The sequence below is a fragment of the Bradyrhizobium sp. T-1 genome (genome assembly GCF_053592855.1).
The window spans coordinates 3,610,237-3,627,770 of sequence record NZ_CM132115.1; the positions used below are offsets into that span (position 1 = coordinate 3,610,237).

General features: G+C 64.3%; 14 protein-coding genes. 8 read left to right on the plus strand and 6 right to left on the minus strand.

What is annotated here, in order from left to right; translation table 11 throughout:
- Positions 1-11: 11 nt before the first annotated feature.
- The 3 genes from ACWAT4_RS17320 to ACWAT4_RS17330 all read left to right on the plus strand — a co-directional run bounded on the left by ACWAT4_RS17320 (position 12) and on the right by ACWAT4_RS17330 (position 4,309).
- Positions 12-1,376, plus strand: a complete 1,365-nt coding sequence (locus ACWAT4_RS17320) for an MFS transporter (protein ID WP_449730988.1) — start codon at positions 12-14, stop codon at positions 1,374-1,376.
- A 38-nt stretch (positions 1,377-1,414) separates the two neighbouring features.
- Entirely contained in the window at positions 1,415-2,425 is a 1,011-nt protein-coding gene (locus ACWAT4_RS17325; protein ID WP_212428316.1) for a TRAP transporter substrate-binding protein, read from the plus strand.
- A 69-nt stretch (positions 2,426-2,494) separates the two neighbouring features.
- Positions 2,495-4,309 carry a TRAP transporter large permease gene (locus tag ACWAT4_RS17330; protein WP_449731224.1) on the plus strand — a complete coding sequence of 605 codons (1,815 nt, stop codon included), beginning with the start codon at positions 2,495-2,497 and terminating at the stop codon, positions 4,307-4,309.
- 26 nt (positions 4,310-4,335) lie between these two features.
- On the opposite strand, the gene ACWAT4_RS17335 is transcribed toward ACWAT4_RS17330, so the two are convergent.
- The 5 genes from ACWAT4_RS17335 to ACWAT4_RS17355 form a co-directional block, all read right to left on the minus strand.
- Positions 4,336-4,563 (minus strand): hypothetical protein, encoded by a 228-nt coding sequence (locus tag ACWAT4_RS17335; protein ID WP_212428314.1) that lies wholly within the window; start codon positions 4,561-4,563, stop codon positions 4,336-4,338.
- A gap of 97 nt (positions 4,564-4,660) precedes the next feature.
- Positions 4,661-5,911, minus strand: coding sequence for an arsenic transporter (locus ACWAT4_RS17340; protein WP_449730989.1), 1,251 nt, complete (start codon positions 5,909-5,911; stop codon positions 4,661-4,663).
- Positions 5,912-5,935: 24 nt separating this feature from the next.
- Positions 5,936-7,219, minus strand: coding sequence for an MFS transporter (locus ACWAT4_RS17345; protein ID WP_449730990.1), 1,284 nt, complete (start codon positions 7,217-7,219; stop codon positions 5,936-5,938).
- Positions 7,220-7,300: 81 nt separating this feature from the next.
- Positions 7,301-7,741, minus strand: coding sequence for an EamA family transporter (locus tag ACWAT4_RS17350; RefSeq protein WP_212428313.1), 441 nt, complete (start codon positions 7,739-7,741; stop codon positions 7,301-7,303).
- Between the two features lie 199 nt (positions 7,742-7,940).
- Positions 7,941-10,418 carry a PAS domain S-box protein gene (locus tag ACWAT4_RS17355; protein WP_212428492.1) on the minus strand — a complete coding sequence of 826 codons (2,478 nt, stop codon included), beginning with the start codon at positions 10,416-10,418 and terminating at the stop codon, positions 7,941-7,943.
- Positions 10,419-10,631: 213 nt separating this feature from the next.
- Here ACWAT4_RS17355 and ACWAT4_RS17360 point away from each other — a divergent pair, with 213 nt between their 5' ends.
- The 4 genes from ACWAT4_RS17360 (at position 10,632) to ACWAT4_RS17375 (ending at position 15,221) form a co-directional block, all read left to right on the plus strand.
- Positions 10,632-11,702, plus strand: a complete 1,071-nt coding sequence (locus ACWAT4_RS17360) for a zinc-binding metallopeptidase family protein (protein ID WP_212428491.1) — start codon at positions 10,632-10,634, stop codon at positions 11,700-11,702.
- Between the two features lie 177 nt (positions 11,703-11,879).
- Positions 11,880-13,895, plus strand: coding sequence for an acetyl-CoA carboxylase biotin carboxylase subunit (locus ACWAT4_RS17365; protein WP_449730991.1), 2,016 nt, complete (start codon positions 11,880-11,882; stop codon positions 13,893-13,895).
- Positions 13,896-14,058: 163 nt separating this feature from the next.
- A complete protein-coding gene (locus ACWAT4_RS17370) occupies positions 14,059-14,925 on the plus strand; it encodes an isocitrate lyase/PEP mutase family protein (protein WP_449730992.1) in 867 nt (288 codons plus the stop codon).
- Complete coding sequence (locus ACWAT4_RS17375; protein WP_212301512.1) at positions 14,922-15,221, plus strand: acylphosphatase; 300 nt, start codon at positions 14,922-14,924, stop codon at positions 15,219-15,221. Before ACWAT4_RS17370 ends, ACWAT4_RS17375 begins: the two co-directional genes overlap by 4 nt.
- Positions 15,222-15,290: 69 nt before the next feature.
- Here ACWAT4_RS17375 and ACWAT4_RS17380 read toward each other — a convergent pair whose 3' ends face one another.
- Entirely contained in the window at positions 15,291-16,814 is a 1,524-nt protein-coding gene (locus tag ACWAT4_RS17380; protein WP_212428489.1) for a PAS domain-containing sensor histidine kinase, read from the minus strand.
- Positions 16,815-16,965: 151 nt separating this feature from the next.
- Here ACWAT4_RS17380 and ACWAT4_RS17385 point away from each other — a divergent pair, with 151 nt between their 5' ends.
- A complete protein-coding gene (locus ACWAT4_RS17385) occupies positions 16,966-17,523 on the plus strand; it encodes a GbsR/MarR family transcriptional regulator (RefSeq protein WP_212301510.1) in 558 nt (185 codons plus the stop codon).
- Positions 17,524-17,534: the final 11 nt, after the last annotated feature.

Consider the following 17,534-nt stretch of genomic DNA (forward strand, 5'->3'; position numbering starts at 1 on the left):
GGACAAAATATATGTCAACGATGGCTGTGCCACAACCGACGGCGAGCGAAGCTGCGGTCCGCTACCTCATCACGAACTACAGTCCCAAGGGCAACAAGGTCGGCTGGCTGATGATGGCCTCGATCCTGGTCGAGGCCTGGGATCTCTATTCGATCGCTTTCGTGCTGATCTTCATCAAGGAACAATACAATCCCGATCCGCTGATGCTGGGCCTCGCCGCAGCAGGGACGCAAGGCGGCGCCCTGATCGGCGCGCTGCTCGGCGGCTGGCTGTCGGACAAGATCGGCCGCCGCGTCATGTTCCTGGTGACGATGGTGATGTTCATCATTCTGGCGCTGGCGCAGGCCTTCGTGCCCAACGTCACATGGCTCGTCGTGATCCGCTTCATGCTCGGCATCCCGCTCGGCTCGGATATTTCGACCGGCTACACCTACATCATGGAATCCATGGCCAAGGGTGAGCGCGAGGTCATGGGCAACCGCTGGCAGTTCATGTTCGCCGTCGGCGAGGTGCTGACCATCGGCGTCATCGTGATCTTCCTGCTGCTCGACATCCATCACGAGACGCTGTGGCGCGTGACGCTCGGCCTCGGTGCCCTGCCGGCGCTGATCATCCTGATCATGCGTCACGATGTGCCGGAGACGGCCGTGTGGTTGGTTCAGAAGGGGCGCTATCGCGAAGCCAAGCAGGTCGCGCGCGAGATGTTCAACGACGATCTCGCCATGCTGCCCGACCAGGATGTCGTGATGCCGAAGGTATCGACTCGCGCCTTCCTCGCCGACCTCAAGCAGGACCCGATCCGTTGGCGCGCGACGGTCTACGGCTGGATTGCCTGTTTCATGCAAGCGAGCGAGTTCTCGACCTTCGCGTTCTACCTGCCGGTGCTGTTCGCCATGGTTGGCGTGTCGTCCATTCTCGGCAACAATCTGGTGACGATGGCGCTGTTTGCCTTCGCCGGGCTGTCGGGCTGGGTCGGACCCTTGTTGACACCGAAGATCGGCCATCGCGGCATCTCGATCGCGGGCTTCTCGATTGTGCTGGTCTCACTGCTCGTCGCGGCCTTTGCGCTCTACACCGACAACAAGATCCTGCTGCCGTTCGCCGCCGCCGCCATGTTGTGGGGGCATTACTGGGACGCTTCGAACTGCATGACGATCCCGACCATGGTCGCCAAGCCCAAGTATCGCGGCACCGCCAGCGGCTTCGCCTACATGTTCGTGAAGCTGCCGTCGTTCCTGGCGATCTTCCTGTTCCCGTCGCTGTTCGCCGCGATTGGTCAGGCCAACGCCACGCTCTTTGTCGCGATTTTCCCGCTGATCGGATTGCTCGCCGCAATCTTCATCCTGCCGGAAGTCTACGGCTACGAGAACGACTGAGCGGACAACGCTCAATAACAAACTGGAGGGGAGACATCATGACCAAGTTTTCGCGCCGCGTGATTTTGGCGGGGATCGCAGGAGGACTCGCAGCTCCAACCCTGATCGGGCGGGCTGCGGCCGCCACGGCGCTTAAGGTTTCGACGTCATTTCCAAATGATCCGAAATTTTCGGCGGCGCGGATCTGGTATGATCTCTTCCTGTCGCGGCTGAAGGAGACGACCGACGGCCAGCTTGCGACGCAGTTCTTCCCTGACAATCAGCTTGGTCAGGAGGCTGATGTCGTCAACCAGGTGAAATCCGGCGTGGTCGACATGATGCTCGTCGGCACGCCGATCTGGACCAACGTCGTGCCCGAGATCGGCGCGTTCGATCTCGGCTATATCTTCCAGGACTATGACCATGTGCGGAGAGTAGCAGCGTCACCCGCGGGCGATGCCGTGCGACAGCTCCTGGTGAAGAAGGCCGGTGTGCATTTCCCCGCCTGGGGACGGAATCTCGGGGCGCGAAACTTCATGACGAAGTTCGCGTTCAAGGATCCTGCGGAACTCGCTGGCAAGAAGATACGATGCCTTCCGAACCCTGTCGTGACGGAGACCGTCAAACTCATGGGGGCTGCTGCAACGCCGATGGCATTCGGCGAGATCTACACCGGCCTCCAGGCCGGAGTGATCGATGGGCTGGAGCACGACGCTCCGACAATCATCTCCGCGAAGTTCTATGAAACCGCCAAGAACTTCACGCTGACCAGGCACATCCACACGCCTTTCGGCGCTTTCATCAGCGACCGCACCATGACCAAACTACCGGCGGCGCAGCGTGATGGGCTGGTCAAGGCCGTCCAGCAGGCCACGGATGAACACTTCGCCAGGGCCGGTCAGATTGAGGCCGACGCCATGGCGGAGTTGAAAAAGCTCGGCGTGACCATTGCGGAGTGTGATCGTAACGCGTTCCGGGACCACGTTCGACCGATGTGGGATCGCTTCGCCGACCGGACGCCCGCCGCGAAGCCGTTGCTGGATGCGATCCGTCAAACCGAAAACGGGTGATGGATGACAACGCCTGTCACGGTGGAGCGAGCCGGGGGGCTCGCAGTCGGAGGCGTCTGGCCGGCCTTCATGAAGGGCCTGCTGCTCGCTCTTGAATGGACCGCAACGGCTCTGCTCGCAGCCGATCTTCTTGTCGTTGTCGGTTCGGTCCTGGCCCGCCACTTGTTCGACACGCCAGTCGAGTGGAGCGACGACGTTGCGCGGGCGCTGCTCCTCGCCGTGACCTTTCTCGGCGCAGCCGCGGCTTTGGCGCGCGGCGACAATGCCGGCGTGACTTTCTTTGTCGATCGGCTCAGGCCCCGCCGACGAGAGCAGGTCGATGCCGCGGTGGCTGCGCTTGTTGTGCTCATCGCGGCTGCGTCGTTCTGCTACGCAACCCAACTGCTGATTGAAACGGCAGGCCAGACGGTCGGGGCTGGGCTTCCGCAGGAAGTCTTCTTCGCTCCGCTATGCGTTGCGACGGCGGCCATGATGCTCTTCGCGATCGATACCTGCCTGCGCTTCCGCCGGCGGGATACGGTCGCGGCACTTATCGGCTACGCAATCCTGGCCGCCATCTGGACGGCGTGGCTGTCGCTCGCACCCGACACCACGCCCGGGTTGCCATGGATCATGGGGCTGGTCTTCGTTGCATCGCTGATGGCCAACGTCGCCATCGCTTTCGTCCTGGCACTTTCCGCGCTCGTTTTTGTCTGGTGCGGCGACATGTTGCCCGGCCAATTTCTTGCCCAGCAGATGGCGCGCGGCATCGACAATTTTGTGTTGCTTGCTGTCCCGTTCTTCATCCTGGTCGGCTATTTGATGGAGGCGAACGGCATGTCCGTTCGCTTGATCTCGCTTCTGCAGAGAGGCGCTGGCCGAATCCGTGGCGGTCTCGACGTCGTGATGGTTCTCGCGATGGTCATCTTTTCCGGCATCTCCGGCTCGAAGATGGCTGACATCGCGGCCGTCGGTTCTGTCTTGGTGCCGGCTGCGCGCAAATCCGGGCAGAAGCCCGGCGATGCGGTCGCTCTGCTCGCGGCCTCGGCGGTGATGGCCGAGACCATTCCTCCGTGTGTGAATCTCATCATTCTTGGTTTCGTCGCGAATTTGTCGATCGGCGGACTGTTCATGGCTGGCCTGCTGCCCTCGGCGTTGATGGCGCTGGCGCTCATTCTCGTTTCTATTGTCGCGGGGCGTCGCACGACCCAGGCGGCGATCGTCGGGGCGGGGGGCGAGTCGATGGCCAGCATGGCGACCAGCGGCTTTGCGGCATTCGGTCTGATCGTGCTGATTTTCGGCGGCTACCGATCGGGGTTTGCGACCGCGACGGAGATTTCTGCCTTTGCGGTCGTCTATGCACTCGCGGTGGGGTGGGTCTTGTTCCGTGAGATGACCTGGACGGCAGTCGGCTCGGTGATGCGGCACGCCGCCGTGCGCTCGGGGATGGTTCTGTTCATCGTGGCGGCTGCTCAGAGCCTCGCTTATGTGCTGACCCTTCAGCAGATCCCGCATGCGATTGCGGATCTCCTGGTTGCCTTGACCGCCCAGCACGGACGATGGGTTTTTCTCCTTCTGTCTATTCTGATCTTGATCGTGATGGGATCTGTTCTGGAGGGAGCCGCCGCGCTGATCATCTTCGCGCCGCTGCTGATGCCCGTTGCTCGGCAACTCGGCATCGATTCCCTCCACTACGGGGTCATCCTTGTCGTTGGCATGGGAATCGGACTATTCGCGCCACCGCTCGGTCTCGGCCTTTACGGTGCGTGCCTCATCGGCGGTGTGCGGCTCGAAGACACCATCGTGCCGATTTTGAAGTATCTCGGAATACTCTTCCTCTGCCTGCTCCTGATCGCTTTTGTCCCGGAGATCAGCACGGCGCTACCGAGGGCGCTGGGGTACTAAGGCGCCGCTCGGCGAACCGTCGTGCCCTATGGGCTCATGAACACGGGATCAATCCCGGTCGCCGCCTGGCCGAGCAGGCCGATGGCCTGAAGCTGGGCGCTGTGCAGGTCGATCTGCACGATGGCGAACAGGGCCAACAGCACCACGGCCGTAAAGACGAGCATCGGATGGGATGATTCGCCCGGCTCGCTGAAGCCGAGCAACGCGCGACGCAGGGAAAAACTCTGCGGCAATGCCTTTGACTGGATCTGCACGATAGACCTCCTTGCCGCGCCCTATGAGGCTGCGCGACGGAAAGGAGTATAGGTTCGGCTTTGCCGGCCACATTGATGCGCCGCAAATTGCGCGCGATTACCGGATGGCGGCCGCCAGCGCGGCTATCAAGGCCGGCGGCGTGACCAGCAGGCCGAGCTTGAGAAATGGCCAGGCGCCGACCTCGATCTTCTCCCGCCGCAGCGCGACCAGCCAGAGAATGGTGGCGAGCGAGCCTGTTACCGACAGATTGGGCCCGAGATCGACGCCGATCAGGATGGCGCTGACGACGGAGGCGGGCAGATGATCGCTGGCGGCAACCGAGCCCGCGACGAGACCGACGGGCAGGTTGTTGGCGATGTTGTCGGCAATCGCGGTGGCGATGCCGACGCTCCAGGCGGCTTTCGAGACGGATTGCTCAACGGCCTGGTGCAAGAGCGCGCTGAGCTGACCGATCACGCCGGTCTTCACCAGCGCCTCCACCATTACGAAGAGACCGCCGACCAGCGGTAGCACGCTCCAGGAGACACCGCGCAGCACGGGAAATGGCGATTGGCGGTTGATCAGCAGCACGATGGCGGCCGTGACCACGCCGCAGATGAAGGTCGGCAGGCCCAACTGCTTATCGAGTGCCGAGGCCGTGACCAGCACGATGCCGATGGCGATGATGCCGACCGCCGTCAGCTTGCCGCCGCGGCCAAGCTTTGGATGCGGCACCCTGCGCGCGATGGTCTCCTCCTTCAGAGCGCGATGCTGGGTCAGGCGCAGCACGATGTAGGTGAGCAGGATCGCGGCCGCCGAGGGTAGGGCGAACAGGCGCAGCCACTCTGTCAGCTGCGGCATGTGCGCGCCGAACACGACGAGATTGGCGGGGTTGGAGATCGGCAGCACGAAGCTCGCGGCGTTGGCGATGAAGGCGCACACGAAGAGATAGGGCAACGGCTTGGCGCCGGCGGCGCGCGTTGCGGCATAGACGGCGGGCGTCAGCACGATCGCGGTGGCATCGTTGGATAGTAGCACGGTGACGACCGTGCCGACGATATAGATCAGCAGGAACAGCCGCTGCGGCGAGCCTGCGGCATATTCCACCGCAAGCGCTGCGAGATAGTCGAACAGCCCTTCAAGCCGCGCCAGCTCGGCGATCAGCATCATGCCGATCAGGAAGAGATAGACGTCGATGCCTTTCTCGATTCCGGTGACCGCATCCTTCCATGGCAGGAAGCCGAGCAAGACCAGCGCAGCGGCGCCGAGCACGGCCCAGATCGCCTCGGGCAGGCGAAAAGGGCGGATGATGACGCCGGCGGTCGCGGCGACGATGATGCTCCAGGCCCAGATGGCGTCAGACGGCACGTTCAATCCTATGCTGAAATGGGGTTATTCGGCAGCGATAGCGGAAGCCGACGCCGCTGTCTTCCCCTGTGGGCGCAAACCTTCATCTGCGACTTGCCGCGTCTCGGGCAAAGCGAGGAGGCAGACCAGGGCGCCGATCGCCGCGATCGTGCCGAGGATGATGAAAGCCGCGCCATAGCCCGCGCCAACCACGACGAAGCCGGCGAGCGTCGTCGACAGCGCGGCGCCGATGCTCTGGGCGGTGATCACAGCGCCTTGCGCGACGTTGAAGCGGCCGGTGTTGCGCATGAGGTCGGCGACGATGACGGGGAAGATCGCGCCAAAAATGCCGGCGCCGACGCCGTCGAGCAACTGCACGCCGACCAGCCAGAACGGATTATCCGAGAGCGTGTAAAGCGCGCCCCGGATCGGCAAGATCAGGAGCGCGGCGAGAAAGAAGCGCTTGTGGCCCCAGCGGTCGGCTCTCGCGCCGACCAGCATCGCGAATGGCACCATGACCAGTTGCGCCGCGACGATGCAGGCCGACATCAGGCTGGTACCCATGTTCTTGTCCTGCAGCGCCAGCTTCTGCCCAACCAGCGGCAGCATCGCCGCGTTGGCGAGATGGAACAACAGAACGCAAATCGCAAAGACGAGCAGAGGCCGGCAGGTCAGGAGAACATCGAGACCGGATGGCTGCTCGCGTTCGCTGTCGGTTTCCGCGCCGTGCAGCCCGCGGGCGAGATCGTGATCGATTGCGCGGGCGGGAACTGCCAGGATGCTGACGAGGCTCGCGATTGCCATGGCGCCAAGCAGATAGAACACGACAGTCGGGCCGAACCAGTAGGAGAACACGCCCGCGAGTCCCGCCGCGACCGCGTTGCCGGCGTGATTAAAGGTCTCGTTGCGGCCGATCCGGCGGGTGAAAGCGGCGTGGCCGAAGATGCCGAGCGAGACGGCGGCGATTGCGGGAGGAAAGACCACGGCGGCAGCCTGCGCGATGCCTTGCGAGATCGCAACCGCCAGGAAAGTTGGAAACAAGGGCAGCGACAGTGAGGCGAACGTCACCATGATGGCCGCCACGGCCATCACCAGCCGCTTTGCGCGGGTCGCATCGACCAGTGCGCCTGCCGGTGTCTGGGCCACGATGCCGGCGATGATCGCGATCGACATCACGAGGCCGATACGTGCCTCGTCCCAATGCTGCTCGGTGAGGAGATAGACGGCGAGATAGGGGCCGAGCCCGTCGCGGACGTCGGCGAGAAAGAAGTTGGCCGCATCCAGCGCGCGGCCGGCTTGCCTTGCCTGATCGGGGTTCTCGCGCGACATCGGTCTCTCGATCGAGGCTCCAAATAGCCCGGCAGCAACCTTCATGATGTCGGCTTGGTTCCCCTGATCACGCCGGGCTCGTCAAAACTTGATCGCCAGCAGCACTGCGCCGGCGCCGATCATGGTGATCCCGATCCAGCCCTGCGCGGTCGGCCGCTCGCCGAGAAAGGCGAAGGCAAACAGCGCCACCAGCACGACGCTGAGCTTGTCGATCGGCGCCACCAGCGTGGCAGGTCCGAGCTTCAGCGCGCGAAAATAGCACAGCCACGACGCGCCGGTCGCGAGGCCCGACAGCACCAGGAACAGCCAGGTCCTCGACGAGACCGCCGAGGGTACGGCGAATTGCCCGGTGAAGAGCAGCAGCACCGAGAAGGCGAGCAGCACCACGATGGTGCGGATGAAGGTCGCGAGGTCCGGATTGATGTTCTCGACGCCGACCTTGGCGAAGATCGCGGTCAATGCGGCGAAGCAGGCGGAGAGGAGCGCCCAGGCCTGCCAGGCGGAGAGGAGGGCGGGTTTCATGGGGGCAGGTATCGCTTCGTTCGTCCTTATTTAGGCAGGTATATCCTAACACTCCGCCGTCATCCCGGCGAAGGCCGGGACCCATACCCACAGGGAGAAGTTTGACACGAGATGGTCATTGGCAATCTTCGCCAAACACCTTTTCGTGGTTATGGGTCCCGGCCTTCACCGGGACGACACCGTGTGGGTTGGCTCGCACTCACCTTGCCACCGACAGCTTCTCCGTGATCGCCTTGCGCAGGATGCGCGAGAGGGCTTCCACCGAATACGGTTTCTGGATCAGCTCGAAGCCGCGATGGGCGTTTTCCGCAAGCACGTTGCTGTAGCCAGAGGTGAGCACGACCGGCAAGCCTGGATAGCGTTCACGAATGACGCCGGCGAGCTCGACGCCGTTCATGCCGGGCATGATGACATCGGAGAACACGAGGTCGACCGCGAATTCGTTCTCGCCGAGGATGGCGAGTGCCGCGTTGGCGTTGGCGACGCGGCGGGTGACGTAGCCGAGGTCTTCCAGAAGCTCGGTCGAGAACTGGCCGACATCGTCATTGTCCTCGACCACGAGCACGCGATAGCCGCGGCCGGTGGTGGCGGCCTCGCCGGTCAGCGCTGCAGCCTCCTTCTCGGCGGTGGGGCTCTGCACCTGCGGCAGGTAGATCGTGAAAGTCGCGCCCTGTCCGGGCGCGCTCGTCACCGCGATGTCGCCCTCGGACTGCTTTGCGAAGCCGAAGGCCTGGCTGAGGCCGAGGCCGGTGCCTTTGCCGACCTCCTTGGTGGTGAAGAACGGCTCGAAGATGGCGTCGATGTTTTCGGGGGCGATGCCGCTGCCGGTGTCGGTGAGAGAGATCGCGACATAATGGCCGCCGCGCGCCGATTGCGCACGCAGGTTCGGGATGCCCTGAACCTTGCGGACGGCGATGGTGAGGCGGCCTTCGCCGTCCATGGCGTCGCGGGCGTTGATGGCGAGGTTGATCAGCGCAGTCTCGAACTGCGCAATGTCCGCCACCGTAAAGCAATCGGCATCGTCGATCTCGACCACGATCTCGATGCGGCCGCCGACCAGCGGCCGCACCAGCTGCGCCACGCCCTCGACCTGGCTGCCGACGTTGAAGATCTGCGGCTTCAGGGGCTGCCGGCGCGCGAAGGCCAGCAGCTGCGCCGTCAGCTTTGAGGCGCGCTCGACAGTGTCGGAGATCGCATCGACATAGCGGCGGCGGCGCTCCTCCGGCAACTCGCGCCGGCGCAGGAAGTCGGTCGCCGAACGGATGATGGTGAGGAGGTTGTTGAAATCGTGAGCCACGCCGCCGGTGAGCTGGCCGATCGCCTCCATCTTCTGCGACTGCCGCAGCGCTTCCTCGCCGCGGCGGCGCTCGGTGATGTCCACGGCTTCCGGCACGGCGCCGGTGATGTTGCCGTGGCGGTCGAGCACCGGACGCATGCCGAACTCGAAATCGCGCTCGCCGATCGGCAACCGCAGCCGCATCTCAATTCGCACTGGTTCGCCGCGCAGCACGGTCTGGAACGCCTCGCGCACGGTTGTGCTCACGCCGGGCGTGCCGGTGAACCAGGGCGTGTCCCAGAACAGCTTGCCGATGACGTCCTCGGAGCGCGCCTTGATTCCGTCGAGCGCGGTCTTGTTGGCGTAGAGCAGCTCGCCCTCGAGGTTGACGAGTCCCTGATACTGATTGCTGGTCTCCAGGATCGCACGCAGCCTTGCCTCGTTGGATTCGAGCTCGGCGGTGCGCTCGACGATGCGCTCTTCCAGGGTCTCGTTGAGTTGCCGCAGCTCGATCTCGGCCTGCTTGGCAACGGTGACGTCGTGGGCAACGCCGATGAAGCCGATATGCTTGCCGGTCGGATCCCAGCGTGGCTGGGATTCCGATCGCAGCCAGCGCCATTCGCCGGATGCATTCTTGTAGCGCGCCTCCAGCACAAACGGCTTGAGCGACGCTTCGCCTTGCACGGACTGCTGCAAGACGTGCGGGAGGTCGTCGGGGTGCAGCACCTTGCGCCAGTCGAAGACAATGGCCTGCTCGTAGGGCAGGCCGACGAAGTCGACATAGGCCTGATTGGCGAAGGAGCGCGTGCGGTCGAGCTTTGTCACCCAGATCGGCACCGGCGCGCTGTCGGCGATCAGCCGAAAACGCTCCTCGCTCTCGCGCAGCGTCTCGCGGGCGAGCATCTGGTCGGTGATGTCGAAGTCGGCGCCCACGAGCCGGAGCGCGCGGCCGTCCTTGTCGCGCTCGATCTTGGCGACGACGCGGATCCAGCGAGTCTCGCCGTCGTTCGACCGTATGATGCGGTACTCGTCGGCATAATCGCCGCTTTCGCTCTTCAGCGTCTCGAAGAGATGCTTGATCGTACGCTGGCGATCCTCCGGGTGGATCCGGGCGACCCAATCCTCGTAGGTTTCGTCGGTTGCTTCAGGGGGCAGGCCGTGCACGAGCAGATATTCCGGCGAGCGGCGGTTCTTGAAGCCTTCGCGGAAGTCGATCTCGAGCCCACCGACCTTGCCGATGCGCTGGATGCGCGCGAGCTCGGCCTCGCGCTCCTGCAACGCGCGATAGGCGTTGTCGCGCTCGCGCGCGATGTCTTCGAGGTGTTGGCGCAGCCTCTCGGCGGCGATGGTCTCGGGCAAAAGATCGTTCAAGGCGTCGGCCGTTGTGATGCGGGAGCGCACGTGCCGGACCGATATTCACACAGTCAAAGCCTGATAGCCATTGCTCAAAAGGGAATAGCTCAACAAACGCCCACCGAACGGCGTGGGCGCGCATGAGCCAATGCCGGGGCTGGCTATTTGTTCCCCGATATTGGAACGATGGGCCGCCGGCGCGCGTATCTGCGAGGCCCCACAGCTGATATCGTAAGGCTCCCTTTCCCAAGAGGCTAAAGCTTGAAGCTCTTTGTCTGCCAGGACTGCGGCAATGTTCTCTATTTCGAGAACCGCGCCTGCGAACGCTGCGGCCATCGCGTCGCCTTTCTGCCGGAGAAGGAGACGATGTCCGCGATCGAGCCCGACGGGGAAGGCTGGGCCACGCTCGCCGACAAGGGCAGGGCACGCATGCTGTGCCGCAACGCCGGGTACGACGCCTGCAACTGGCTGACGGACGGTAGCGATACCACGGGCTTTTGCCGCGCCTGCCGCCACAACGGCATCGTGCCAGATCTTTCCGATGCCGCGCAACTCGCCGGCTGGCGCGAGCTGGAGGTGGCGAAGCACCGGTTGTTCTATTCGTTGATCCGCTGGAAGCTGCCGCTCCAAACCCGGCAGGACGATCCCGAGCATGGCCTGATCTTCAATTTCCTCGCGGATGATCCGAACAGCGGACAGAAGGTCCTGACCGGCCACGACAACGGCCTGGTTACGATCGCGCTCACCGAGACCGATACCATCGAGCGCGAGCGGCGCAGGCTGGAGATGGGCGAGCCCTACCGCACGCTGCTCGGGCATTTCCGCCACGAGGTCGGGCACTATTTCTGGGACGTGCTGGTGCGTGATGGCGGGAAGCTGGAGGAATGCCGCGCCGTGTTCGGCGATGATTCCGTCGATTACGGTCAGGCGTTGCAGCGCCACTATGCCGAAGGTGCGCCGCGGGACTGGCAGCAGAACTACGTCTCGGCCTACGCGACCATGCATCCCTGGGAGGATTTCGCCGAGACCTGGGCGCACTACCTCCACATCGTCGATACCCTGGAAATGGCTGGCGAGTTCGGCATGGAGGTGCGCCCCAAGGTCGACCGCGATGGGGAGTTGTCGACGCGGATCCGCTTCAATCCCTATGAGGCGAAAGGCGTTGAGGCGATCGTCGACGCATGGCTGCCCTTCACCTTTGCCATGAACAGCGTCAACCGCGCCATGGGCCTGCGCGACCTCTATCCCTTCATCCTGTCGCCGGCCGTGGTCGCCAAACTGGGCTTCATTCACAGCCTGGTCCGGGACGTGGCCAAGGCCAGAAAGCAATAGGGCGCCCAGGGCTCACCAGGCGCGATCCGGTCTTGCGCTGGTACGCCAGAGCGGGCCGGATTTTGCCCGTTGCCTCCGGCCCATTTTGCTGTACCACGAAAGCATACGGCCCCGTCCCGTCGGCCCGCCAACGGCCCGGAGGGGGTCCCGCCCAAGGGACGAAGCTCAAGACAAACAATGTTCAAACGCATCCTGATCGCCAATCGCGGCGAAATCGCCTGCCGGGTCATCAAGACCGCGCGCAAGATGGGAATTCAGACGGTCGCCGTCTATTCCGAGGCCGACCGTGATGCCCTCCATGTCGAGATGGCCGATGAGGCCGTGCTGATCGGCCCGCCGGCAGCGGCCGAGAGCTATCTGCTGATCGAGAAGATCGTCGAGGCCTGCCGCAAGACGGGCGCCGAGGCCGTGCATCCCGGCTATGGCTTCCTGTCCGAGCGCGAGGCGTTTCCGCGGGCGCTGGAAGCCGCCGGCGTCGTCTTCATCGGCCCGAACCCGGGCGCGATCGCCGCGATGGGCGACAAGATCGAATCCAAGAAGGCGGCCGCCAAGGCCAATGTCTCGACCGTGCCCGGCTATCTCGGCGTCATCGAGGACGACAAGCACGCGGTCCGCATCGCCGACGAGATCGGCTATCCCGTGATGATCAAGGCCTCCGCCGGCGGCGGCGGCAAGGGCATGCGCATCGCACATTCCAAGGCCGAGGTCGCCGAAGGTTTCAATCTGGCCAAGGCCGAGGCCAAGGCCTCGTTCGGTGATGACCGCGTCTTCGTCGAAAAGTTCATCGTCGATCCCCGCCACATCGAGATCCAGGTGCTGGGCGACAAGCACGGCAACGTCATCTATCTCGGCGAGCGCGAATGCTCGATCCAGCGCCGCAACCAGAAGGTCATCGAGGAGGCGCCGTCGCCGCTGCTGGACGAGGCCACGCGCCGCAAGATGGGCGAGCAGGCGGTGGCGCTGGCCAAGGCCGTGAACTATGATTCCGCCGGCACCGTCGAGTTCGTCGCAGGCCAGGACAAGAGCTTCTACTTCCTGGAGATGAACACGCGCCTCCAGGTCGAGCACCCCGTCACCGAGCTCGTCACCGGTGTGGACCTCGTCGAGCAGATGATCCGCGTTGCCGCCGGCGAAAAGCTCGGCATCGCGCAGAAGGACGTGACGCTGACCGGCTGGGCCGTGGAGTCGCGTCTCTATGCCGAAGACCCGTTCCGCAACTTCCTGCCCTCGATCGGGCGCCTGGTGAAGTATCGCCCGCCGGCGGAAGCGAGCCATGACGGCATCACGGTGCGTAACGACACCGGTGTGCAGGAGGGCGGCGAGATCTCGATCCATTACGATCCGATGATCGCAAAGCTGGTCACGCACGCGCCGTCGCGGGCGGCCGCGATCGAGGCGCAGGCGACCGCGCTTGACTCGTTTTATGTCGACGGCATCAGGCACAACATCCCGTTCCTGTCGGCCTTGATGCATCATCCGCGCTGGCGCGAGGGCCGGCTCTCGACCGGCTTCATCGCCGAGGAATTCCCCAAGGGCTTTGCGGTGCGCGTGCCCGAAGGCGAGGTCGCGCGTCGCATCGCTGCGGTCGGCGCTGCCATCGATCATGTGTTAGGGGAGCGCAAGCGGCAGATCTCGGGTCAGCTTGGCGGCCGCGTCGTGCAGCGCGAGCGCCGGCGCGCGGTCTGGCTCGACCGCCAGGAAATCTCGCTCGAGGTTGTGCGTGAGGGCGATGCCATTGCGATCCGCTTCGTCGATGCCGACGGCAAGGCCGGCAACGCGCATCTGTTGCAGTCCGCATGGAGGCCGGGCGATCCGGTCTGGCAGGGCACCATTGACGGTCACTTCGTCGCGGTCCAGGCGCGCCCGATCGCCAACGGCATTCGTCTTGCGCATCAGGGCGTCGAGGTGCCGGTCTATGTCTGGACCGAGGCGGAAGCGGCCTCGGCACGGTTGATGCCGGTGACGACGGCCTCCGACACCGGCAAGAAGCTGCTGTGTCCGATGCCCGGTCTCATCGTCTCCATCGCGGTGACCGAAGGCCAGGAGGTCAAGGCCGGCGAGACGCTGGCGGTGGTCGAAGCCATGAAAATGCAGAACGTGCTGCGCGCCGAGCAGGACGGCACCGTGAAGAAGATCCACGCCAGTGCCGGCGCGACGCTCGCGGTCGACGCGCTGATCCTGGAGTTTGCGTAAGGCGAGAGTGGGGCGGGCCAGTTTGCCCGCAACCACCGTCATTGCGAGGAGCCCTTGCGACGAAGCAATCCAGACTGCCTCCGCGGATGCATCTCTGGATTGCTTCGCTTCGCTCGCAATGACGGAGTATGCTGCGAGGGCGTTGCAATCATCGAGACATCCCATGGCCTTTCGTTCCCGCCGCGAGAAACTGCGATCGATCCTGTCGGGCGGGACTTGCGTCCATCCCGGCTCGGTCTATGACGCGATCTCCATCCGTATCGCCGAAGATCTCGGCTTTCCGCTCGGCATGTTCGGCGGCTCGGTCGCCTCGCTCGCCGTGCTCGGCGATCCCGACGTCACTCTGATCACGCTCACCGAGCTTGCCGAGCAGATGCGGCGGATGTCGCGCGCCGCAAGCCTGCCGGTGCTGGTCGATGCCGACCACGGCTATGGCAACGCACTCAACGTGCGCCGCACCGTGCAGGAGCTGGAGACCGCGGGCGCCGCCGGCCTCACCATCGAGGATACGCTGCTGCCGGTGGCTTTTGGCGAAGCCAAGGTGCAGCTGATCTCGCTGGAGGAGGGCGTCGGCAAGATGAAAGCCGCCCTCGACGGACGGGCCGATCCCTCGCTGGTCATCATGGGTCGAACGGGGGCGGCCTCGATCACCTCGATTGAGGACGCGATCAGACGTGCCAAGGCCTATGAGGCGACGGGTGTCGATGCGCTATTCTTTACCGGCATCAAGTCGCGCGCCGAACTCGAGGCGATCGCGTCTGCAACGCGTCTTCCCATCGTGCTCGGCGGCGCGCCAGACGAATTGAACGCGATCGATTATCTTGCCGGCCAGCGCGTGCGCATTGCGCTCCAGGGCCACGCGCCGATCGCGGCGGCGACGCAGGCGGTGTACGAGATTCAGAAGGCATTGCGCGAAGGTACGGCGCCGAAAGCGTTGAAGGGGGTGCCGTCGGCGGAGTTGACCAACCGCGTCATGCGCGAAGCCGACGTCAAAGCGCGCAGCGCCGATCTTCTCGGGCTGAAAAAATGAGCCGCGCAATCCTTCAGGTCATGATCCGTGGTCGCGTGCAGGGCGTCGGCTATCGGGCCTGGGTCGAGTACCAGGCGACCGCGAGCGGCCTCGAAGGCTGGGTCCGCAACCGCCGCGACGGCGGCGTGGAAGCGCTGTTCGCCGGCGCGCCGAACCATGTCGCCGACATGGTCGCGCTGTGTCGCCACGGCCCGCCGTCGTCGCGCGTCGACAGTGTGACGAGCGAGACGGCGAATGCGGATGAGCTGAATCTGCGCAGGGCAGGGGAGGCGTTCTCGGTGTTGCCGACCGTGTGAGCCAAGCTCTTCGCCGCGCCAGCGGTGCGCTCCCTTGCACCGTTCTCGCAAGCGGGGAGAGGTTAAGGGTCACCGCGGCAGTTTCGAAATCGCCTCGCTCAACTCGTGGATTTCATACGGCTTGCGCAGGATCGGGAAATCGCCGCGCACGCCGGCTGCGACGTCGCTGTAGCCGGTGGCAAGCAGGATCGGCAGGCCGGGGCGGATCTGGCGGAGGCGATGGGCGAGGCCGAGCCCGTCCAGCTTGCCGGGCATGACGATGTCGGAGAAGACGAAGTCGATGCCGTTCGTCTCGACCTCACGCAAGGCGGCTTCGGCATCGGCGACGCGCCGTACGTTGTAGCCGAGCTGCTCCAGAAGTCCGGTGCTGACCAGGGCAACGTCGGGATTGTCCTCGACCAGCAGCACCGTGCCGCTGCCGCGCAGCGGCGCCGCCGCAGGCGTCTCGGTCCGTGCGGCCGCCCCGGTTTCTCGCGGCAGCAGGATGGTGAAGGTCGTACCTTTGCCGAGCTCGCTTGCGACCTTGACCGTGCCGTCGGCCTGATGCGCAAAGCCGTGCACCTGCGACAGGCCGAGACCGGTGCCTTTCCCGACCGGCTTCGTCGTGAAGAACGGCTCGAAGATCTTGTCGACCACGTCGGAGGGGATGCCGAGCCCGGTATCGGCGACCGTAATGGCGACGTATTCGCCGCTATGGAGCGGATCGTCGAGGACAACGTTGTGCGCGCCAATCGTCACAGTGCCGCCGTCGGGCATTGCGTCGCGCGCGTTGATGACGAGGTTGAGCAGTGCGGTCTCGAACTCCGAGACGTCGGCCTTGATCGGCCAGACCGCGCGCTCGATCTCGAAGGCCAGACGAACGGCACTGCCGACGCCGGCGTGAAGCACTTCGCGGATCGCCTCGATGCGATCGCCGAAATGGATCGCCTGCGGATTGACGCTCTGCCGCCGCGCGAAAGTCAGGAGCTGACCCGTCAGCGCGGCGCCGCGCTTGGTGGCGGTTTCGATCGCCGAGATTGCGTGCCGCAATCTGGCATCGTCGGGGTCGCCCTTCTTCAGGACGTGAAGGCTGCCGCTGATGATCATCAGCAAATTGTTGAAGTCGTGCGCGACACCGCCGGTGAGCTGCCCGAGCGCATCGAACTTCTGCGACTCGGCAAGCTGCGTCTGCATCGCCTCGAGCTTGATCTGGGTGTTGCGGCGTTCGGTGATGTCGCGCGTGATCTTGGCGAAGCCGACGAGGGTGCCGTCCTCGTAGATCGGGTCGATCACCACACTCGCCCAGAAGAAAGTGCCGTCCTTGCGAACGCGCCAGCCTTCCTCCTCGTAGCGGCCCTGGTCCCGCGCGATGCCGAGCGCACGGGCAGGCTTGCCGTTGGCGCGGTCGGTCTCGGTATAGAAGCGCGAGAAATGCTGGCCAAGGATCTCCTGGGGCGAATAGCCCTTGATCCGCTCGCCGCCGATGTTCCAGCTCGTGATGATGCCGGTGGGATCGAGCATATAGAGCGCGTAGTCCGCGACTCCCTCCACCAACAGCCGGAAACTCCGCTCGCTTTCGAACAAGTCTCTCTGTTGACTGGACTTTCTGACCATTCCGGACCCCGCCTCGACGGGGACAAACGCTGCAGGGCGCGTTTGGTTCCCGCTTTCTGGGACGTTTTTAGGCAAATAGGGCGAACGGTATGCAAGAGGCAAGGCGCGAGGAGCACTTGACATACGATCATATTGGTCAGATGTTTCTGTCATGACAGAAATAACCGGAAAGAAGAAACTGCCCGCCGCCGTCGAGCGCTTCATCCTGCATTGGGGCGACATGGGGGATCAGTGGGGCGTCAACCGCTCGGTCAGCCAGATCCACGGGCTGCTCTATCTGGCCGAAGCGCCGATGACGGCCGAGGACATCGCCGACACGCTCGGCATGGCGCGCTCCAACGTCTCCAATTCGCTCAAGGAACTGCTCGCCTGGAACCTGATCCGGCGCGTGCCGATCCTCGGCGACCGCCGCGATCATTACGAGGCCGAGACTGACATCTGGGAGGTCGCGGCTCGCATCGCGGCCCGGCGCAAGGAGCGCGAGCTCGATCCGGCGATCACGGCGCTCAGGGCCTGCGTGTCCGATGCTGCCGACGATCCGGCCATCAATCCGGTCGCGAGCAAACGGCTGAAGGAGATGCTCGCCTTCACCGAGCTCGCCGACCACTGGTTCATGCAGATGCTGAAAGTGCCGCGGCCGCGCGTGGTCGCCCTGATGCGGCTTGGCGAGAAGATCGCGAACCTGCTGCCGCTAGGCAAGGCCAAATAGTGTTGAGGAGG